This window comes from Pseudomonas sp. SORT22 (assembly GCF_018417635.1).
In the GTDB taxonomy this organism is placed as follows: domain Bacteria; phylum Pseudomonadota; class Gammaproteobacteria; order Pseudomonadales; family Pseudomonadaceae; genus Aquipseudomonas.
On the sequence record NZ_CP071007.1, the window covers coordinates 2,710,923 to 2,731,483 of the forward strand.

The window sequence follows — 20,561 nt, forward strand, 5'->3', positions numbered from 1 at the left end:
AGGGGCCTCAGAACAGCTGCTGGCGCCTGTCCAGTTGCTGATCGACCAGCCACTTGCCGTGGGCCAGCGCCGCATGCTGGGCGTTTTCCAGGTCGGCCAGGTAGGCCATCTTCACCGGCAATGACAAGCGCCGGCTGGTGTGGCCTTCGGGATCGGTGATCAGGCAGCCGGCGTTATAGGGCGTGGGGATGCCGGGGTGGGTTTCGACGCTGGCGGTGATGGTGTGGTTGCGATGCTCGCATTGAAGGGTTCTCATCGTCCTTACCTCGCTGCTGTGGTATCGAAAGCGCCTCAGTCAGGGTGCTTTTTCGGGTATACCACAGCAGCGGCGCGGTTGGATCCGGGCCGACGAACGTCAGCTTCAGCGAAACGCCGGCAGCAATCCGTTGATGGGGCGTGATCCTCGGAAGCTAGACCGTAATACGTGATTTGCAGGTGTAATAGTTGGCTGCGAGCGCTGCGCGCTCGATCGCCGGCAAGCCCGGCTCCCACAGCTCTGGCGCACACCGTGGGAACCGGCGAGAAGGATCAGAACTCGGTCGGCTGGATGATCTCGACCCAGTAGTCATCCGGGTCCTTGATAAATGCCAGGTGCTTCATGCGGCCGTCGCTCAGGCGCTTCTGGAAGGTGACGCCCAGTTGCTCGAAACGCTCGCAGGCGGCGCGGATGTCCGGCACCGAGATGCAGATATGACCGAAGCCACGCGGGTCGGTGTTGCCGTTGTGGTAGGCAAACCCGGCGTCGTTTTCAGTGCCGTGGTTGTGGGTCAGTTCGAGAATGCCCGGGATCGATTTCATCCACTCGGTGCGCTTGGCAGCATCGGCCGGGATCTGCGCCTTGTCGACCAGGGCGAGGAAGTACAGGCTGAACTCGGCCTCGGGGAAGTCGCGCTTCTCGACCAGGCTGAAGCCCAGCACGCGGGTGTAGAAGTCCAGGGACTTGGCAACGTCCTTGACCCGCAGCATGGTGTGGTTGAAAACGAATTTGTGGGTCGCGGCATCCGGTTGCGCGGTGACACCAGGGAGGGTGTCGAGATGGTTCAGGCTCATGGGCTCTCCGCATTTGAGGCTGGCAACAGCGCTGCCAGCAAAACAGTCAGGGCGTCATGATACGGAACTGAAGCGATTGCGCAAACGATTTGCGCCCCGCCTTTGTGGGGCGGGGCGCAAGAATTAGAAGCCCGCCGAAGCGGGCGTATGGGGCGCTAGTCCGTTAGCAGTCTTCATCCTGAGCCAGTCGATGTGAAAAAAGTGTGAAGGGTTTTTTCACCTGCGCAACCAGCTGTCGACAGTCTTGGCCCCGTACTGCTCCTTCCAGGCCTTGAGGCCGCGGTGGTTGCCACCCTTGGTTTCGATCAACTCGCCGGTGTGCGGGTTTTCATAAACCTTTACCACCCGCGCACGGCGTTGTTTAGGTGCGCTGGGCGGGGCTTTGTGGGTAGCCTTCGGGTCGAGGATCGCGACAATATCGCGCAGGCCCTTGTCGTAGTGTTTCATCAGGTCGACAAGTTTCTTCTCGAACTCGATTTCACGCTTCAGGCCGGCGTCCTTTTTCAGCGCCTCCAATTGCGCCATTTGTTCCTGAAGGGCCTTTTCGGCGGCGCGGAACTCTGCAAGTCTGGACACTGTCATCACTCCTTTAAGTCTGCAGTGGCCCGGCATGCGTGTAGATAGCAACATTCTGTATAACGCAGCCGCCACCGGGTTGGGCACAACATCGCACTAATAAAGAGTGTAGTAGTCGTCGCGCAGTGGGTAAACATTAAACTTTTATATTGTGTGTTATGGAACTTTCTTAATTGCCACCAGACCTTGACCAAAGAACTAGTCAATATTCCGCCAGCGGCCTTAGACCATGGTCCAATGGCCCGGAATAGAGCGGTTGCGAGATCATGATCGGTCACCGTCGACTGCCATCGACGCTGGGAGCATTGTCGGCGCCGGGATCGGCGCCGGTTGTTTTTTGCCTTTCTTTCGGATTTCGCTTCTCATGTTTGCCCCATACCCTCTCGCGCCCGGGCGCAGCCTTGTCGGCCTGCTCGCGATGTTTGCTGCTGTCTCGACACAGGCCGCTGGTTTTCTTCAAGACAGCAGCGCCAAAGTCGAAGCACGCAACGTCTACTTCAATCGTGACTTTCGCGATGGTCATACCAGTTCCGACCAGGGCGCGTCGAAACGCGAAGAGTGGGCCCAGGGCTTTATTCTCAATGTGCAGTCTGGTTATACCGAAGGCACTGTAGGATTTGGTGTAGATGCCATCGGCATGCTCGGCTTCAAACTCGACTCCAGTCCGGCCGATAGCAACAGTGGTCTGTTGCCCTCCAGCGGACATGATCCGCGTGGTTCGGTAGACCAGTACGCGAAGATGGGCGTAGCCGGCAAGATGCGTTATTCGCAGACTGTGCTCAAGGTCGGTTCGATGATGCCGGACATGCCGCTGCTCAAGTACAACGACGGCCGCCTGTTGCCGACGATGTTCCAGGGCGCGATGCTGAGTTCCGAAGAATTCAAGGACCTGAAGTTCACCGTGGCGCGCCTGGACAAGTACACCGCGCGGGACTCGACCGACCGCGAGGACATTCGCGTTCACTGCAAGAACAAGCGCTACGCCTGTGGTACCACGGCCGATCATTTCGACATGGCCGGGATCGACTACAAGTTCAATGACCGCCTCAGTGCGCAATACCAGGTAGGCAAACTTGAAAACATCTACCGCCAGCACTTTTTCGGCCTGGTGGCCAGCCAGCCGCTGAGCGTCGGCAGCCTGTCGGCCGACCTGCGCCTGATAAAAAGCGATGACATTGGCCGTGCCCGCGCCGGTGACATCGATCACCGCGCCTTCAGCGGTATGCTCGGCTACAGCCTTGGTGGTCACAAGGTCAGCGCCGGCTGGCAGCGCATGTATGGCGAGAACGCCATGCCGTACCTGGATGGCAGCAACCCGTACCTGGTCAACTACGCCCAGGTCAACGACTTCGCGGCGGCCCAGGAGCGTTCCTGGCAGCTGCGCTACGACTACGACTTCAAGGCCATGGGTGTACCGGGCCTGAGCTTCTTTACCCGCTACATCAACGGCGACCATATCAAGGTTCCGGGCAGCCTGGCCGAGGGCAAGGAGTGGGAGCGCGACAGCGAACTCAAGTACCAGGTCCAGAGCGGCACCTTCAAGGATGTCAGCGTGCGCCTGCGTAACTCCACCTACCGCAGCAACTATGAGAAGTATGCCCGCGACATGGACGAAACCCGGGTGATCGTCAGCTACAACTTCTCGATTTTCTAAAGCGCAGTACGTTGCCATTGTGCTTCGGCCAGCCGACTATGAAGGCTGGCCGAATCATGGAAGCGACGCGCAATGAAACAACTGCTGTTGATTGGTATCGGGCCGGGCAATCCGCGCCAGATCACCCTGCAAGCCATCGACGGGCTGAACCGGGCCCAGGTGTTCTTCGTGCTCGACAAGGGTGCGGTCAAGGACGAATTGCTGCAACTGCGCAAGCACATTCTCGAGTGTTACATCGATAAGCCCGGCTATCGCCTGGTGCAGGTCGAAGACCCCCTGCGCGATGGCGCTGCCAGCGATTACGTTGGCGCCGTCGAGGACTGGCACCAGCAGCGTGCGGCGTTGTACGCCAACCTGATCGAAAACGAACTGGCTGACGGCGAATGTGGCGCTTTCCTGCTCTGGGGCGAGCCGACCCTGTACGACAGTACCCTGCGTATTCTCGACCTGGTCCAGGCCCGTGGCGTGGCTTTGGCGCTGGAAGTGATCCCCGGCATCAGCAGCGTCCAGGCCCTGGCCGCCGCTCACCGTATTCCCTTGAACCGTATCGGCGAGCCGCTGACCGTGCTGCCTGGCCGGCGCCTGGCTGAACAGCCGTGCATCGACAACCTGGTGGTGATGCTCGACGGCCAGTGCGCCTTTGCCGCGCTGGACGATCCGCAGTTGCATATCTACTGGGGCGCTTACCTGGGTAGCGCCGATCAGGTCCTGATCGCCGGGCCGCTACTGGAGGTCAAGGCGCAGATCCTCGCCGCCCGTGAACAGGCACGGGCGCGCAAGGGCTGGATCATGGACACTTATCTGCTGCGTCGGCCGCTGTAGCCAGGCGGTTCTTGGCCTCGATCCACTGCGACATGTACTGGGTACTCTTGTGCTGGTGGTGTCGGAGCATGGCGCCGGTGAAGTTGAACAGCCGGTGCTGGTCGAGGTCGGCCAGGGCGTACTCGATACGCTCGACCAGGGCGCTGGCGTGCTGGCGCCGGTCGTAGCGTGCGCCGAGCAAGCGCAGCGCGTCCTGCTGGGCGCGGTTCCAGCGTGCTTCATCGCTGTACAGGGCGGCGGCGGCTTCGGCCAGGCCTTCGGCGGTTTCGGCGATTGCCCCGGGCCAGGGCAGGGCGCCGTGCATGGCTTCGGCGCCGATGGGAGTGGTGACGCTGGGGGTACCGCACTGCATGGCGTCGGTGAGCTTGCCCTTGATCCCGGCGCCAAAGCGCAGCGGCGCCAGGCAAATGCGCGCGTTGCTCATCACCTCCAGGGCGTCTTCAGCCCAGTTCATGATGTGAAAACCCTCGGCGGGTTTGTGCAGCGCCGTGGCCTTGGGCGGGGTGTAGGCGCCGTAGATGTGCAGCTGCGCCTGTGGCAGGCGCCGGCGGATCATCGGCCACAGGCTGTTCTTCATCCACAGCACCGCGTCCCAGTTAGGCGCATGGCGAAAGTTGCCGATGCTGAGAAAATGCGCGCGCTCGGCAAATGGCTTGAACGGCTCGCTGGGGGCGTCGAGCATCAGCGGGCACCAGTGCAGCAAGTGCTCGGGCACGCCGAAGCCGTTGATCAGCAGGTCGATCTCGACATCGGAAATCATCAGGCTCAGGTCGCTGCGGTAAATGGCGGCGAGTTCGCGCAGGGTCAGGTCGGCGCTGGCCATCTGCCGATAGAGGTCGGGGCCGGAGGTGTTGAACAGCGCGCGAAAGTCATTCGGGTCCAGCCCTTCGATCAGGCGCCGGCGCAGCAGTTGCTGGCGGGCATCGCGCAGGCTTTGCAGGTCGGAGGTTTCCAGCACGCGCAGGGCGTTGGGGCAATGTTTTTCGACGCGCCAGCCGAACTGCTCTTCCATCATGAAGCGGTCGAACAGCACCACGTCCGGGGCCAGTTCGCTGACAAACGCGTCAAAGCTGCTGTCGTTGAGGGCAATGGCCTGTTCGCCGATGCCCAGGCTCGCCAGGTCGGCCTTGTGCTCACCGATGGCTGCGGGGCTGCTGAAGGTGACGCGCCAATCGCGCTGCACGAAGCTTTCAAGGATCTGCATCATGTGCGAGCCGGCGGCCGAAGAGCGCGGTTCGGGCCACACGTAACCGATGACCAGGACGTTGAGGGCAGGGGCGGGCATGGGCATCGGGGACCTTGGCAAAAAGTGCGTATTAAAGCAGATTCCGGGCGGGCCGGTAGGTGCACTAAATGGCCTGGAGAATACCCTGCACCTTGTCACGCAACTGGTCGATGCTGAACGGCTTGGTTATCTGGTGCATGCCGAGCGGTATGTCAACGTCGCCATAGCCGCTGGCAAACAGCACCGGCAGCTCCGGCCGCAGTTCCCGGGCTTTGACGGCCAGGTCCTTGCCGTTCATGTCCGGCAGGCCGACATCGGTGAGCATCAAGGCCAGGGATTGTTGCGTGTTTTGCAAAACCACCAGCGCCGTGTGCGCATCAGCCGCTTCCAGCACCTGATAGCCCAGCTCTTCAAGCACCTCGACCGTCAGCATGCGCACGATATCGTCATCTTCAACGACGAGCAGGGGCGGGGATGTCTGCGGCATGGCGGTATTCCTGTACAAAAGTCTGTTCATTATCTGTAAGCCGGGCACGCCCTGAAGTTCCCTCTGCGCTGAAAAAAGCCTCCCGAATGAACAGCATAGCGGTCATTGAAAAAGCAGGGAACGTTTGCGCGCGACACCTCTCAAATGCTGGCTAAATGCCCTGCCAGAATGGCCAAAGGCGTTTAGACTCGGAGTAGGAAGGGCTGGCAGAATGGCCGTTCCCGCGGAAAATAGAACGATTACTCGAAAATTCCGCCACACTCTTTCGTTTGCTTCCTTAGCTTGGGCGTCTTGAGATGATTCAACCAGCCTCAATCGATCAGCGCAGCTTTCGCAAGCTGCTGACCCGCAACATCGGCCTGCCCCTGGGGGTAGGGCTGCTCAGTGCGGTGGTGTTCGTGACGATCATCAGCTACCTGCTGTCGGCCATTCAATGGGTCGAGCACACCGACCGGGTGATCAACAACGCCAACGAGACGGTGAAACTGTCGATCGACATGGAAACCGGCATGCGCGGCTTCCTGATCACCGGCGAGGAGCGCTTTCTCGACCCCTATGAGGTGGCCAAGCCGCAGGTGATTGCCGGCATCAAGGGCCTGGAACAACTGGTGGCCGACAACCCGCAGCAGGTTGACCGCCTGCAGCGCCTGCTGGGCCTGCAGGATGAGTGGAACACCTTCGCCGCAAACATGATCAGCCTGCGCCGCGACAACGGTAATTTCCGCGAGGCCGTCGGCTCCGGACGGGGCAAGCGCCTGACCGACGAGATCCGCAAGGAGTTCGACGCGTTCATTGCCATGGAGCATCAACTGCGGGTGGCCCGCAACGACACGGTGAATACCACCACCATCGTGTCGATTTCGGCATACCTGGTGTTTGTCATCCTGCTCAGTGGCCTGCTGGCCTACCTGGGGCGCCGCGACCTGCTGGCGCTGTCGGGCAGCTACGCCAGCAGCCTTGAGTCGCAGCAACGGGCCAACCAGCGCCTGGAACGCCAGGCCTGGCTGCGTACCGGGCAGACCGAGCTGGCCAGCCAGGTGCTCGGGCAACTGACCCTGCCGATGCTCGGCAACAACATCCTGCGTTTTTTTGCCGGTTACCTGGGCAGTGCTGTCGGCGCCATGTACGCCCGTGACGAGCACGGCGGCCTGCGCCGGGTGGCCACTTACGGTATGTCGGCCGAGCAGGCCGGGCAAGAGCAGCTGGTCGGCAGCCACGAAGGCATTCTGGCCCAGGCGGTGATGCAGGAGCGCCTGTTGCGCCTGGACGAGTTGCCGGCTGACTACTTCAAGGTCAGCAGCGGCCTGGGCCAGGGCTTGCCGCGCAGCGTGCTGGTGATGCCGACCAGCAACGACGGGCAGATCAACGGCGTGGTCGAACTGGGCTTCTTGCGCAGCCTGGATGAACGCGACATCGAATTCCTCGAGCTGGTGGCCGGCAACATGGGCACTTCGATCGAGAGCGCCCGCTACCGCCAGCGCCTGCAGGAAGTGCTGGCCGAAACCCAGCAGCTCAACGAAGAGCTGCAGGTGCAGCAGGAAGAGCTGAAAACCGCCAACGAAGAGCTCGAAGAGCAATCGCGGGTGCTCAAGGAGTCCCAGGCGCACCTGGAAACCCAGCAGGCCGAGCTTGAGCAGACCAACGAGCAACTGGCCGAGCGCACCGAAGCCCTGGCCGAGCAGCGCGACGTGCTGGACCGCAAGAACGGCGAACTGAACCAGGCCCAGGTCGAGCTGCAGGAGCGCGCCGAAGAGCTGCAGCGCTCGAGCAAGTACAAGTCCGAGTTCCTCGCCAACATGTCCCACGAGCTGCGCACGCCGCTCAACAGCTCGCTGATCCTGGCCAAGCTGCTGGCCGAGAACGGCGAAGAGAACCTCACCGGCGAGCAGGTCAAGTTTGCCGAGTCGATCTACTCGGCGGGCAACGACCTGCTCAACCTGATCAACGATATTCTCGACATTGCCAAGGTCGAGGCCGGCAAGCTTGAAGTGCGCCCGGAAACCACCCACGTGGCGCGCCTGAGCGAAGGCCTGCGCAACTTGTTCGAGCCGCTGGCCAGCGAGAAGCAGCTGAGCTTCACAGTGTCGGTCGAGCCGCAGGTGCCGGCGACCCTGTACACCGATCGCCAGCGCCTGGAGCAGATCCTCAAGAACCTGTTGTCCAACGCGGTGAAGTTCACCGAACGCGGCGAAGTCAGCCTCACTATCGGCTGGCAGCCCGGCGCCGGCATTGTCTTCTCGGTGCGCGACAGCGGCATCGGCATCGCCGCCGACCAGCAGCAGAGCATCTTCGAAGCCTTCCACCAGGCCGATGGCACCACCAACCGCCGGTATGGCGGCACCGGCCTGGGCCTGTCGATCTCGCGTGACCTGGCGCAGTTGCTGGGCGGGCAGATCAGTGTCGACAGCAGCCTGGGCCAGGGCAGTGTGTTCAGCCTGGTCCTGCCGGAGCGCTACGAGCCGATTGTCGACCAGAGCCCGGTGCAGATCGTTCATCAGCCAGCGCGCCTGGTCAGCGCGCCGTTGCCGGCACCCGTTGCGCCTGCGCCGCTAGCACGCCCGGCGCCGAGCTTTGCCGACGACCGCGACAAGGCGCCGTTCAGCAACCGCTTGATCCTGGTGATCGAAGACGAGCCGAATTTCGCCCGTATCCTCTTCGACCTGGCCCACGAACTGGGCTACAGCTGCCTGGTGGCCCAGGCTGCCGACGAGGGCTTTGAACTGGCGGCGAGCTTCATTCCCGATGCGGTGTTGCTGGACATGCGCCTGCCGGACCATTCCGGTCTCACCGTGCTGCAGCGCCTTAAAGAGCAGGCCAGCACCCGGCACATTCCGGTGCATGTGATCTCGGTCGAGGACCGGGTCGAGGCGGCGCTGCACATGGGCGCCATCGGCTACGCGGTCAAACCTGCCACCCGCGAAGAGCTCAAACAGGTGTTCGCGCGCCTGGAAGCCAAGCTGACCCAGAAGCTCAAGCACATCCTGCTGGTCGAGGACGATGACCTGCAGCGCGAAAGCATTGCCCGCCTGATCGGCGACGAAGACATCGAGATCACCGCGGTGGGCATGGCCCAGCAGGCCCTGGACCTGCTGCGCGAGAATATCTACGACTGCATGATCATCGACCTCAAGCTGCCGGACATGCTCGGCAATGAGCTGCTCAAGCGCATGTCCGACGACGACATCCGCGCGTTCCCGCCGGTGATCGTCTACACCGGGCGCAACCTGACCCGCGAAGAAGAAGCCGACCTGCTCAAGTACTCGCGCTCGATCATCATCAAGGGCGCGCGCTCGCCCGAGCGCCTGCTCGATGAAGTGACGCTTTTTCTGCACAAAGTCGAATCCAAGCTGTCCCATGAAAGACAGCGCATGCTCAAGACCGCGCGCAGCCGCGACAAGGTCTTCGAGGGCCGCAAGCTGCTGCTGGTGGATGACGATGTGCGCAATATCTTTGCCCTGACCAGTGCCCTGGAACACAAGGGCGCGATTGTCGAGATCGGGCGCAATGGCCGCGAAGCCATCGAGCGCCTGGAGCAGCACGAGGACATCGACCTGGTGCTGATGGACGTGATGATGCCGGAGATGGACGGCTACGAAGCCACCCGCCTGATCCGCAAGGACCCGCGCTGGCGCAAACTGCCGATCATCGCCGTCACCGCCAAGGCGATGAAGGATGACCAGGAGCGTTGCCTGCAGGCTGGGGCCAATGACTACCTGGCCAAGCCCATCGACCTTGACCGGTTGTTCTCGCTGATCCGTGTCTGGCTGCCGCAACTGGAGCGAATTTGAGTATCGAACGCAACACCGACATTGAAATACGGCTGCTGATCGAGGCGATCTACCTCAAGTATAGCTATGACTTTCGCGATTACTCCGGCGCCTCGATCAAGCGCCGGATCCAGCACGCATTGCGCCAGTTCGACTGCAAGACCGTCTCGGCCCTGCAGGAGCGGGTGCTGCACGACCCGGGCATGTTCATGCAGTTGCTGCAGTTCCTGACCATCCCGGTCAGCGAGATGTTCCGCGACCCCGAGCACTTCCTTGCAGTGCGCCAGGAAGTGGTGCCGCTGCTGCGTACCTGGCCGTCGATCAAGATCTGGATCGCCGGTTGCAGCACCGGCGAGGAGGTCTATTCGATGGCCATCCTGCTGCGTGAAGAAGGCTTGCTGGAGCGCACCATCATCTATGCCACCGACATCAACCCCAGCTCCCTGGAGAAGGCCAAGCAGGGCATCTACAGCATGCACAACATGCGCCTGTACGGTGACAACTACCGCAAGGCCGGCGGGCGCGGTGAGCTCAGCGACTACTACACCTCGGCCTATGGCAACGCCATCGTCGACAGCAGCCTGCGCGACAACGTGACCTTCGCCGACCACAGTCTGGCCACCGACAGCGTGTTCTCCGAAACCCAGTTGATCTCCTGCCGCAACGTACTGATCTACTTTAACAAGACCCTGCAGGACCGCGCGTTTGGCCTGTTTCACGAGTCATTGTGCCATCGCGGCTTCCTGGTGCTGGGCAGCAAGGAAACCCTGGACTTTTCGGCCTATGCCGACAAGTTCGAGGCGCTGGTCAAGCCCGAACGGATCTACCGCAAATCATGAACGGCGTTCAGGCGATTACCCTGGGCGCTTCGGCGGGCGGCGTCAGTGCCTTGCTCACGGTGTTTCATGCTTTGCCGCCGGCGTTTCGCATTCCGCTGCTGTGCGTGCTGCACTTGCCGGATGACCGGCGCAGCCACCTGGCCGAGGTCCTTGCCCGCAGGCTCAAGCGCCCGGTGCGCGAAGCGCGCGACAAGGAAGACATCGCCCCCGGCACCATTTATGTGGCCGGGCCCGGTTATCACCTGTCGGTGGAGCGTGACCACAGCCTGTCGTTGAGCCAGGAAGAGCGCGTGCATTTTTCCCGGCCTTCAATCGATTTCCTTTTCGAGTCGGCCGCCGATGCCTACGGCGCGAGCCTGCTTGGCGTGCTGCTGACCGGTGCCAACGAGGACGGTGCCCGCGGCCTTGCCTGCATTAAGCGCCAAGGCGGTCGGACCATTGTCCAGGACCCGCTTGAAGCGCAAGTGTCGACCATGCCGCGTGCGGCGCTGGCCCTGCATCGGCCCGACTACATACTCCCTTTGAATGGCATCGGGCAACTGCTCGCCAGCCTGGAAGCCCCAGAATGCTAAGGCACATACAAGCAAAACTGCTGATCGTCGACGACCTGCCGGAGAACCTCCTGGCCCTGGAGGCGTTGATCAAAGGCGAAGACCGCGAGGTGCACCAGGCCCAGTCCGCCGACCAGGCGCTGGCGCTGCTGCTCGAGCACGAATTCGCCCTGGCCATTCTTGACGTGCAGATGCCCGGCATGAACGGCTTCGAGCTGGCCGAACTGATGCGCGGCACCGAGAAGACCAAGAACATCCCCATCGTCTTCGTCAGCGCCGCCGGGCGCGAAATGAACTATGCCTTCAAAGGTTATGAAAGCGGCGCGGTGGACTTCCTGCACAAGCCGCTGGACAGCCTGGCGGTGAAAAGCAAGGTGGCGGTGTTTGTCGACCTGTTCCGCCAGCGCAAGGCCCTCGGCCAGCAACTGGAAGCCCTGGAGCGCAGCCGCGAAGAGCAGGAACTGCTGTTGGCCCAGTTGCAGGTGACCCGCCGGGAGCTTGAGCACGCGGTGCGCATGCGCGATGACTTCATGTCGATCGTTTCCCATGAGGTGCGCACGCCGCTCAACGGCCTGATTCTGGAAACCCAGTTGCGCAAGCTGCACCTGGCCAAGGACAACGCCGATGCCTTTACCCTGGACAAGATGCGCGCCATGGTCGAGCGCGACGAGCGGCAGATCAACAGCCTGATCCGCTTGATCGAAGACATGCTCGACGTGTCGCGGATCCGCACCGGCAAGCTGTCGATCCGCCCAAGCCAGTTCGACCTCGGGCAACTGGTCGGCGGCTTGATCGAGAACTTCCAGGCCCAGGCCGCAGCTGCCGAGTCGCATATCGAGTTCAACGCCGGCGTGCCGCTGGCCGGCGTATGGGACGAGTTTCGCATCGAGCAGGTGGTCGCCAATCTGCTGACCAACGCCCTGCGCTATGGGGCGAAAAGCCCGGTGCAGGTGCGCACCTTCGAGGAAGGCGGCATGGCCTGCGTCGAAGTGCGCGACCACGGCATCGGCATCAGCGAGCACAACCAGCAGCGGATTTTCCAGCAGTTCGAGCGGGTTGCCTCCAGCCAGAGCAGCGCCGGCCTGGGCCTTGGCCTGTATATCTCCGAGCAGATTGTGCTGGCCCATGGCGGCAGCATCAGCGTGCACAGCATTGAGGGTGCGGGCGCGACCTTTACCGTGCGTCTGCCGCTGCCGCAATCGCTGCGGGAAAATGACCGGCACCAGGCAACCTCTGCCTGAGGCCGGGGTCGTATAGCCAAACAGCTGAATATTTTATCGAACAAGGCATTGGCATGAGTGAAGATGCGCAAGACGTAGTACTGGTGGTCGAAGACGAGCCAGTGATTCGCATGATTCTCGAGGACTACCTCAAGGGCGAGGGTTACCACGTGCTGGTGGCGGAGAACGGTGAGCAAGCTTTCAAGATTCTCGCGAGCAAGCCGCACCTGGACCTGATCGTCACCGATTTTCGTTTGCCGGGAGGAATCACCGGGGTGCAGATCGCCGAACCTGCGGTGAAGATGCGCCCGGACCTGAAGGTGATCTTCATCAGTGGCTACCCCGCGGAAATCCGCGAATCAGGCAGCCCGATCGCCTTCAAGGCGCCGATCCTGGCCAAGCCGTTCGACCTGAACAGCTTGCGCGAGCAGATTCAGGAGCAATTGCGCTAGGAGCCTGCTGACTCTTCCCACGCCATCCAGCATGGCTGGCTGATATTCCCCGCCGAGTAAAAAGCGTCCGATAGCATCCTTGTGAGTCGCCACAGGGAGTCGGCGCATGCGCTTTATCGTTCGCCAGGGAGACGCCACCAGCACCGGTGGTGAAGTACGCAATGGTTGCGCAAAGCATCCGCTTGGCGGTCGGCCCATCGCCCGCATGGGCGACCCGGTGTATTGCCCTCGCTGCCAGCGTACCGGCGAAATTGCCCAGGGCAACCCGGCCTACCGGGTAAGCGGCCAGGCGGTGGCCGGCGAAGGTCACCTGGTGCGTTGCGCCTGCCCTTATGGCAGCCACGCGCTGATTGCCAGCCAGCGGCGCGCACGCATGGGCCTGACCACCACCGGGCGATCGCTACCGCCCGCTATTGCCCTCGAAGAAGAGGAGGAAGAGGTCGAGGCAGACAATGGCGTCACCCTGCGTATTGGCGTGTTCTTTGATGGCACGGGTAACAACCTCGCCAACAGCGCCACCGTCGCCCAGTGTTTTGCCCGCGATGTAGAGCTGGCAGAGGAGGCCGAGGAAGTGCGTCGCCATTGCGCCAGGTATGGCTATGACGGCCAGGGGAGTGTGCCGGATGACAGCTACGGCAATGACATGACCAATGTCGCGCGGTTGTATGAGTTGTATCAGGATCGGGTGTGGGGTGATGAACAGCAGGGCAGGCGCCAGGTGGTGCTCAAGGTCTATATCGAAGGGGTCGGCACTACGAGCGGGGGCAAGGATTCCGCTCTTTCTCAGGCAACCGGTCGATACGGGACAGGGGTGATTGCTCGGGCAGAACAGGCACACGCCGAGGTCTTGAATCAGGTCAACATTTGGTTTGATGAAAATCCTCAGGCAAAAGTATCCGAACTGCAATTTGACCTGTTTGGCTTCAGTCGAGGCGCTGCCGCGGCGAGGCACTTTGCTAACAGTCTTCACAGGGGCAAGCGCGGCGGTCTGGCTGCACGCTGGCCGGTGCGCGTCAAACTTTCTGATGACTTCGACTGGAACTCAAAAAGTCATTTGAGCATTCAGTTTATTGGCCTGTTTGATTCTGTTGCAGCGATTGTTGCGGTTCTTCGCGGTAACTTCAGTCCGGCGAACGCTAACTACTCTGGTGTGGAAATGGGCCTCAAGGCAGGTGTTGCCCATAAGGTCGTACAACTGGTGGCAAGGGATGAGTGGCGCAAAAATTTCCCTCTGACCCGAACCGATAATGATATCGAGGTGCCTGGTGCGCACTCTGATGTCGGTGGAGGTTACCTGCCACGTATGCGAGAAAAAGTCTTGCTGTCCAGGCCGCGTAGCAGTGTCGAGCTACGTAGCCTGGCCAACGAACGGAGCCAGTCCTATCTAAAAGTACAGGAAGATTACTTGCGCAATCGCTCGAAGTGGGAACGCCTGAAGTTGCAAATGAACATAGTTACATGGTCGGTGGACCTGCCCTTTATTCCCAATCGAGACGCACACCCGTACAAGCGTGTATTTGCCTTTATTCGATGTGAGCGCGATGTGTTTGCCGATTTATCGTGGGTCTATTTGCGCATTATGCGCGAACTTGGCATACGAAGTGGTGTGCCGTTCCATGAAATTGGTGATCAACCGGACTTGCCCGATGAGCTTCAGGGGATTGCAGCGAAACTGACCGCTTATGCGCTAGGCGATCGGGCCAGTACTGGGCTCACCCCTGATGAAGAGACATTATTGCGTACTCGATACATTCATCTGTCCAGCCATTGGAACCCCCTGGGTTATCTAGTACGCGACAGCACAGAAGTGGTGTTTATCCATAGGCCGAATGCAAACGGTCAACGCACGGTATTACCCAATGAGTAGTACCTGGCGAGTCGTGCTGCTGCTCACTGCTTTGCTGCTTGCAGGGTGTGCAGGTCAAGACAGTATTCGGCTGCCTGCTGGCCCATGGTATTTGGGTTTTGTGGCGCCTACCCACATGGCCGTGTGGATTGAGACTGCCGATGTGCTGGACATCAAGGACCGCGGGTTCAGACGAGTCATGGGCGGGAACGCCAGAATGGATTTTACATTCAAGCCTGAGGATGGTTGGTCAACGCGCACGGGAGTGGGGTCGGGAAAATATGTATCGGGCAGTGATCTGCCCAAGTTGATTTATGTTCGCTGGCAATCATTGGCCGAAGCACAGACCTACGAAGTAGTCATTGAGATTCCTGAGGCAACGCGCCACAGCATGTTGAAACCTGAGCGCGCCTATTGTCGTTTGAATGATCGAGTCATCGATAACTACCGTACATACGTGACCATCGGCCTGGCCCCTGGCGGTGTCGCCCAAACCTGGCTGCGTGGAGTTTGCCTTGAGCGCATCAAGGTGATTCGAACGGTCGGTCGCATAGTGCCACTGGGACCGGACCTGGGGCGCTCCAGCGTTGGCTACCTACCCCTGGAACCCAAATCCCAAGCCTACATCGACGCCCACGGTATCCCCTATGGCGCCTGGTAAGTCAGGCCATCGAGTTCAGGCTTTCACCGCGCAGGGTCCGCTCGATTCCGCCCAGCAGCATGCTTTCCATCAGCGCCAGGCCCTGGGCCTGGGGCAGTTGCGAGGCTTGCAGCCAGCCGGGCAGGCTGTTGAGCAGGTTGGCGATGACATGGGCGGTGGCTTGCAGTGCCTTGCCGTGCAGAGTTGCCTTGGGCGCCAGCAGGCGCAGCAGGGCGCTTTCATACTGTTGACGCAGTTGGCCGATGCGCGCTTGCTGCTCGACACTCAAACAGCACAGGTCACGCTCGGCCAGGCGAAACTGCAGCGGCCGCTCGGTATGCAGGCTCCAGTGCGCGGCAATCACCTCGCCGAGGGTCTGTTGCTGGCTGCGCCGCCCCGGGTTAAGGGTGGCCAGCAGCTCCTCGAACAACTCCTCGATGAGGTCGAACAGCAAGTGCTGCTTGCTCGGGAAGTGGTGGTACAAGGAGCCTGCAGTCAGGCCCAGGTGGGCGGCCAGTTCGCGCATGCTGACCTGGCCGAAACCCTTCTCGGCGAACAGCTCCAGGGCCTTGTCACGCCGCTCTTCAAAGTTCGCACAACGCAAAGCGGCGTCCATGGCAGGGCTCCCTAGTAGGTGAAAAAGCCGCGACCGCTTTTACGCCCCAGGTAGCCGGCGGCAACCATTTCCTTGAGCAGCGGCGCAGGGCGGTACTTGCTGTCGTTGTAGCCTTCGTGGAAGGCTTCGATGATCGCCAGCAGGGTGTCGAGGCCGATCAGGTCGGCCAGGGCCAGCGGGCCGATCGGCTGGTTGCAGCCAAGGCGCATGCCGGTGTCGATGTCTTCGGCGCTGGCCAGACCTTCCTGGAGCACGAAGATCGCCTCGTTGATCATCGGCACCAGGATGCGGTTGACCACAAAGCCCGGGCGATTGCCGGCGCTGATCGGGGTCTTGCCGACCTTTTCGGTCAGGGCCAGGGCCTTGGCGTAAGTGGCGTCACTGGTTTGCAGGCCGCGGATGATCTCGACCAGGGCCATCATCGGCACCGGGTTGAAGAAGTGCACGCCAACAAAGCGCTCCGGCTGGCTGACCGCCGCGCCCAACTGGGTGATCGACAGCGACGAGGTGTTGGTGGCGATCACGCACTGCTCGCTGACGCTGGCGGCGATCTGCTTGAGGATGCGTAGCTTGAGCTCGAGGTTCTCGGTGGCCGCCTCGATCACCAGTTCGGCCTGTTGCAGTTGCGCGTAGTCGGTGCTGGTGCGGATGCGTGCCACGGCGGCTTCGGCATCTTCCGCGGCCAGGGTCTGCTTGCTGACCTGGCGCTCGAGGTTCTTGCGCAGGGTGGCCAGGCCGCGCTCCAGGGCGGCGTCGGAAACGTCGATCAAGGTGACCTGGTAACCGGCAACCGCACAGACCTGGGCGATGCCATTGCCCATGGTGCCGGCGCCAATTACTGCAATGTTCTGAATACTCACTTTTAAATCCTTGCTCAGACGCGTTCGAAGACGATGGCGATACCCTGGCCGCCGCCGATGCACATGGTTGCCAAGGCGTAGCGGCCCTGGATGCGCTGCAGTTCATGAATGGCCTTGGTGGCGATGATCGCCCCGGTGGCGCCGACCGGATGGCCGAGGGAGATGCCCGAGCCGTTGGGGTTGACCTTTTCCGGGTCGAAGCCCAGTTCACCGGCAACCGCGCAGGCCTGGGCGGCAAAGGCTTCGTTGGATTCGATCACGTCGAGGTCGGCAACGCTCAGGCCGGCCTTGTCGAGCACCTTGCGAGTCGCCGGTACCGGGCCCAGGCCCATCAGCTCAGGTTCGACGCCGGCGTGTGCGTAGGCCACCAGGCGTGCCAGCGGCTGCAGGTTGTGGCGCTTGACGAAGTCACCTGTGGCCAGCACCAGGGCGCCGGCGCCGTCGTTCAGGCCGCTGGCATTACCGGCGGTGACCGTACCGTCCTTCTTGAACACCGCCTTCATGCCGGCCAGTTGCTCTGCGGTGACTTCGCCGCGCACATGTTCATCCACCTCGAAACGCACCGGGCCTTTGCGGCTGGGGATCTCGATCGGCACGATCTGGCTGGCGAAGCGGCCCTCGGCGATGGCGCGGGCGGCGCGGCGCTGGCTGGTCAGGGCCAGTTCGTCCTGCATCTGGCGGGTGATGCCATTGCGTTCGGCGACGTTTTCCGCGGTGATACCCATATGAAAGCCGGCGAACGGGTCGTGAAGGATGCCGAGCATATAGTCGATGCCCTGCAGGTCACCCATGCGTGCGCCCCAGCGGGCTTGCGGGAGCAGGTAAGGGCCGCGGCTCATGGATTCGGCGCCAGCGGCGACCACTGCTTCAGCGTCGCCCAGCAGCAGGCTTTGCGCCGCCGAGACAATGGCCTGCAGGCCCGAGCCACACAGGCGGTTGACGTTGAACGCCGGGGTTTCCTTGGGAATGCCGGCGTTCATGGCCGCTACCCGCGCAAGGTAGGCGTCGCGCGCCTCGGTCGGAATCACGTTGCCCATGACCACATGGCCGATCTGCTCGGGGGCAACGCCTGCACGTTCGATGGCGGCACGGGTCACGCTGCTGGCCAGGTCCGCCAGGGGCAGGTCCTTGAGGGCGCCGCCGAAGCTGCCGATGGCCGAGCGTACAGCGCTGACTACATAGATGTCCGGGGTATTCATGATCGACTCCAGTGTGCGAAAGCGTGGCGGGGCAGGCCCGGCGTCTGCCAGAATGCTGCCCGCAGCCACCTTCAGGTTGGCTTCGAGTCTAGGCAAAGCCTGCGTACGGGCCTATGCCATAACTGTCCAGTGACACTGGTATTTTTTGCCACACCCTTGCGGAATCCGCCATGCGGGAAAACGATACAGTTGCCGTCTATTTCGTCCATACCATGCTCCATGCCCTGCGCGCGCAACCGGCGCGGGCGGCGGCGCTGCTGGTCGAAGCCGGAATCGACCCGGCGGTGCTCCAAGCGCCTGGCGCACGGGTGCCAGCGTCTGCGTTTGCACGCCTGTGGTTGCTGCTGATCGAGACCCTTGACGACGAATTCTTCAACCTCGACAGCCATGGCATGCCGTTGGGCAGCTTTGCCCTGATCTGCCGCGGGCTGATCCAGGAGCCGAACCTGGAAAGGGCGCTGCGCCAGTGCCTGAACAACTTTGCGTTGTTCCTGCGCGATATCCGCGGGCAGTTGACGATCAAGGGTGGGCGCGCGGTGATCAGCCTGCGCACTGGCATCGAAGATCCGCTGTCCCGGGTCTACGCCGAGGAAACCTTTCTCGCCCTGGTGATCAGCCTGGCGTGCTGGCTGGTCGGGCGACGCGTGGTCATCGATCGAACGGCACTGGCCGACACACGCCCGGCCCAGGACGATGACCCGTTGCTGTGGGGCGCCAACGTGCAGATGGGCGGTGGCCGTACCGAGATCGAGTTTGCTGCCGATTACCTGCGCTTGCCGGTGGTCCAGGACCTGGCGGCGCTGAAGACCTTCCTGCGCAGCGCACCGCAGTGGCTGGTGATTCGCTACCGCAACCAGAATGGACAGGTGGCTCAGGTGTACCGTTATCTGCGTGCCCGTCAGTACGGCCAGTGGCCGACCCTGCTGGCCATGGCCGAACGCCAGGGCCTGAGCCCCAGCAGCTTTCGCCGCCAGCTGGAGCGCGAGGGCCGTTCGTACCAGCAGATCAAGGATGAAGTGCGTCGGGCCATGGCCTTTGAGTGCCTGCGCCAGACGCACCTGAGTATTGCCGAAGTCGCCGAGCACACCGGCTTCCAGGAGCCCAGTGCGTTCCACCGGGCGTTCAAGAAGTGGACCGGCGAGAGCCCGGGCAGTTACCGCCAGCGCATGCTCAGTCCGGTAATTGCGCCGCCAGCTGCTTGACCCTGACCAGGTCGCCACCGGCAACCTTGGCCACGCCCTTGCCATAGGCAGGGTCGGCCTTGTACAGGTACGCGAGGATGAGGTGCTTGCTTTCGTCGTCGCTGCTGGCCAATGAGCCACCGAAGCTATTGATCAGGTCGCGGCGGTCGTTGGCGCTATAGGAGCGGAACAGCTCGCCGGCCTGTTTGAAGTTCTGCTGACGCTCGATGCCTTGCTGCTGGGTGCTGCCGCTCAAGGGTTGCTGGCTGTAACGTGCCGACTCGGTCGGGGGGCGTGGCATCAGGCGGCTGGGCTCGTAGTTGACCCCGCTGACACTACGCGCGCTGTTAAGGGCACCATCCTGATTGGCGTTATTGATCCTGACCCTGGGCTGATTGATTGGCAAACCGGCGGCATTGGCGCCGACCCGGTACATCTGGGTGTCGGCATAGGAGAACAGCCGGCCTTGCAGCAGGCGGTCTTCCGAAGGCTCGATGCCCGGCACCAGGTTGGAGGGCGCCAGGGCCACCTGCTCGGTTTCCTGGAAGAAGTTGCCGACATTGCGGTTGAGTACCATCTGCCCGACTTTTTGTTCAGGCACATCTGGCCAGATCTTGGTCGGGTCCAGTGGGTCGAAGTCAAAACCGGCGAGCTGCTCGGGCTTGAGCGTCTGGATATACAGGTCCCACTTCGGATGATCACCACGATTGATCGAATTGACCAGGTCGTTGGTCATGTGGCTGAAGTCATGCCCCTGAATCTTGGCCACTTCGCCAGGGCTCAGGTTTTTCTGACCTTGCAGAGTTTTCCAGCGAAACTTCACGTAGGTGATTTCGCCATCGCGGTTGACGAACTTGTAGGCATGCACGCTGTTGCCATCCATGTGCCGGTAGCTCAGCGGCGTGCCTTCGTTGGAGTAGAGCAACGTCAGGGTGCGGGTGGCTTCAGGCATGTGCGAGAGCAGGTCGAAGCGGCGCGCGTCGTTGCCAAGGTTGGTGCGCGGGTCGGGCTTGAAGGCGTGAACCATGTCCGGGAACTTGATGGCATCACGAATGAAGAAGGTCGGGAAGTTATTGCCGACCAGGTCCCAGTTGCCATCGGTGGTGTAGAAACGTGTGGCAAAGCCGCGCGGGTCGCGCAGGGTTTCCGGGGAATGAAGGCCGTGCACCACCGAGGAGAAGCGCACGAACACCGGGGTTCGCTCCCCCGGGGTGAATACCTTGGCCTGGGTCAGTGCGGAAATATCGGCGCTGGCGGTGAACTCGCCATGGGCACCGGTACCGCGGGCATGCACCACACGCTCGGGCACCCGCTCGCGATCAAAACGCTGCAGCTTCTGGATCAACTGCACGTCCTGCAGCAGGGTGGGGCCGGTACTGCCAGCGGTCTGCGAGTTCTGGTTGTCGCCCACCGGGGCGCCATTGTCGCGAGTTAGCGGGGCGGCGAATGCCGTGCTGGCAATCAATACGGCCGAGGCGAGTACGCCCAGCGTAAAGCCTGAAAAACGTCGGGTGCTCATGGTGACTGTCCTGTCATGGGTTAGAGCAGCCGATGATAGAAACGGCAGGACAACAGC

Annotated in this window: 19 protein-coding genes; 10 read left to right on the top strand and 9 right to left on the bottom strand. The window is 61.8% G+C overall.

Annotated features, from left to right (window positions below):
• Positions 1-7: 7 nt before the first annotated feature.
• From JYG36_RS12535 to JYG36_RS12545, 3 genes are all read right to left on the bottom strand, one after another.
• Positions 8-256 carry a hypothetical protein gene (locus tag JYG36_RS12535; RefSeq protein WP_093381898.1) on the bottom strand — a complete coding sequence of 83 codons (249 nt, stop codon included), beginning with the start codon at positions 254-256 and terminating at the stop codon, positions 8-10.
• Positions 257-528: 272 nt separating this feature from the next.
• Entirely contained in the window at positions 529-1,050 is a 522-nt protein-coding gene (gloA, locus tag JYG36_RS12540) for a lactoylglutathione lyase (RefSeq protein WP_123566119.1), read from the bottom strand.
• A 216-nt stretch (positions 1,051-1,266) separates the two neighbouring features.
• Entirely contained in the window at positions 1,267-1,626 is a 360-nt protein-coding gene (locus JYG36_RS12545; protein ID WP_093381900.1) for a histone-like nucleoid-structuring protein, MvaT/MvaU family, read from the bottom strand.
• Positions 1,627-1,990: 364 nt separating this feature from the next.
• On the opposite strand from JYG36_RS12545, the gene JYG36_RS12550 reads away from it, so the two are divergent.
• Together JYG36_RS12550 and cobF are read left to right on the top strand one after the other, a co-directional pair.
• Complete coding sequence (locus tag JYG36_RS12550) at positions 1,991-3,280, top strand: OprD family porin (RefSeq protein WP_093381901.1); 1,290 nt, start codon at positions 1,991-1,993, stop codon at positions 3,278-3,280.
• Between the two features lie 72 nt (positions 3,281-3,352).
• Positions 3,353-4,102, top strand: coding sequence for a precorrin-6A synthase (deacetylating) (gene cobF / locus JYG36_RS12555; protein WP_045198042.1), 750 nt, complete (start codon positions 3,353-3,355; stop codon positions 4,100-4,102).
• On the opposite strand, the gene JYG36_RS12560 is transcribed toward cobF, so the two are convergent.
• Both JYG36_RS12560 and JYG36_RS12565 read right to left on the bottom strand, forming a co-directional pair.
• Positions 4,068-5,387, bottom strand: coding sequence for a glycosyltransferase (locus JYG36_RS12560; protein WP_213604207.1), 1,320 nt, complete (start codon positions 5,385-5,387; stop codon positions 4,068-4,070). The two genes, cobF and JYG36_RS12560, sit on opposite strands and share 35 nt — an antisense overlap.
• A 64-nt stretch (positions 5,388-5,451) precedes the next feature.
• Positions 5,452-5,814, bottom strand: coding sequence for a response regulator (locus JYG36_RS12565; RefSeq protein ID WP_093381907.1), 363 nt, complete (start codon positions 5,812-5,814; stop codon positions 5,452-5,454).
• A 296-nt stretch (positions 5,815-6,110) separates the two neighbouring features.
• Between JYG36_RS12565 and JYG36_RS12570 the strand changes: the two genes are divergently transcribed.
• From JYG36_RS12570 to JYG36_RS12600, 7 genes are all read left to right on the top strand, one after another.
• Positions 6,111-9,602 carry a response regulator gene (locus JYG36_RS12570; RefSeq protein ID WP_213604209.1) on the top strand — a complete coding sequence of 1,164 codons (3,492 nt, stop codon included), beginning with the start codon at positions 6,111-6,113 and terminating at the stop codon, positions 9,600-9,602.
• Positions 9,599-10,420 (top strand): CheR family methyltransferase, encoded by an 822-nt coding sequence (locus JYG36_RS12575; RefSeq protein WP_045198052.1) that lies wholly within the window; start codon positions 9,599-9,601, stop codon positions 10,418-10,420. Before JYG36_RS12570 ends, JYG36_RS12575 begins: the two co-directional genes overlap by 4 nt.
• Positions 10,417-10,992: a chemotaxis protein CheB gene (locus JYG36_RS12580; RefSeq protein WP_195884329.1), complete on the top strand. Its 576-nt coding sequence runs from the start codon at positions 10,417-10,419 to the stop codon at positions 10,990-10,992. The genes JYG36_RS12575 and JYG36_RS12580 overlap by 4 nt, the downstream gene beginning before the upstream one ends.
• A complete protein-coding gene (locus tag JYG36_RS12585) occupies positions 10,986-12,212 on the top strand; it encodes a hybrid sensor histidine kinase/response regulator (protein WP_045198057.1) in 1,227 nt (408 codons plus the stop codon). The genes JYG36_RS12580 and JYG36_RS12585 overlap by 7 nt, the downstream gene beginning before the upstream one ends.
• Before the next feature lie 53 nt (positions 12,213-12,265).
• A complete protein-coding gene (locus tag JYG36_RS12590) occupies positions 12,266-12,643 on the top strand; it encodes a response regulator (RefSeq protein WP_093381910.1) in 378 nt (125 codons plus the stop codon).
• 106 nt (positions 12,644-12,749) lie between these two features.
• The gene (locus tag JYG36_RS12595; protein WP_213604211.1) at positions 12,750-14,510 is read left to right on the top strand and encodes a type VI secretion system family protein; all 1,761 of its coding nucleotides are present in this window, start codon (positions 12,750-12,752) and stop codon (positions 14,508-14,510) included.
• On the top strand, positions 14,503-15,150 hold the full coding sequence (locus JYG36_RS12600; protein WP_213604213.1) for a DUF2931 family protein: 648 nt from the start codon (positions 14,503-14,505) through the stop codon (positions 15,148-15,150). Before JYG36_RS12595 ends, JYG36_RS12600 begins: the two co-directional genes overlap by 8 nt.
• A 1-nt stretch (position 15,151) precedes the next feature.
• On the opposite strand, the gene JYG36_RS12605 is transcribed toward JYG36_RS12600, so the two are convergent.
• From JYG36_RS12605 to JYG36_RS12615, 3 genes are read right to left on the bottom strand one after another with little or no spacing between them, the layout of a single operon-like run.
• On the bottom strand, positions 15,152-15,745 hold the full coding sequence (locus JYG36_RS12605) for a TetR/AcrR family transcriptional regulator (protein ID WP_093381917.1): 594 nt from the start codon (positions 15,743-15,745) through the stop codon (positions 15,152-15,154).
• Positions 15,746-15,756: 11 nt separating this feature from the next.
• The gene (locus tag JYG36_RS12610) at positions 15,757-16,605 is read right to left on the bottom strand and encodes a 3-hydroxybutyryl-CoA dehydrogenase (protein ID WP_045198065.1); all 849 of its coding nucleotides are present in this window, start codon (positions 16,603-16,605) and stop codon (positions 15,757-15,759) included.
• 14 nt (positions 16,606-16,619) lie between these two features.
• The gene (locus tag JYG36_RS12615; protein ID WP_045198067.1) at positions 16,620-17,804 is read right to left on the bottom strand and encodes an acetyl-CoA C-acyltransferase family protein; all 1,185 of its coding nucleotides are present in this window, start codon (positions 17,802-17,804) and stop codon (positions 16,620-16,622) included.
• Between the two features lie 170 nt (positions 17,805-17,974).
• Here JYG36_RS12615 and JYG36_RS12620 point away from each other — a divergent pair, with 170 nt between their 5' ends.
• Complete coding sequence (locus tag JYG36_RS12620) at positions 17,975-19,006, top strand: AraC family transcriptional regulator (protein WP_213604216.1); 1,032 nt, start codon at positions 17,975-17,977, stop codon at positions 19,004-19,006.
• Here JYG36_RS12620 and JYG36_RS12625 read toward each other — a convergent pair.
• Positions 18,975-20,504, bottom strand: a complete 1,530-nt coding sequence (locus JYG36_RS12625) for a catalase (RefSeq protein ID WP_213604218.1) — start codon at positions 20,502-20,504, stop codon at positions 18,975-18,977. The two genes, JYG36_RS12620 and JYG36_RS12625, sit on opposite strands and share 32 nt — an antisense overlap.
• Positions 20,505-20,561: the final 57 nt, after the last annotated feature.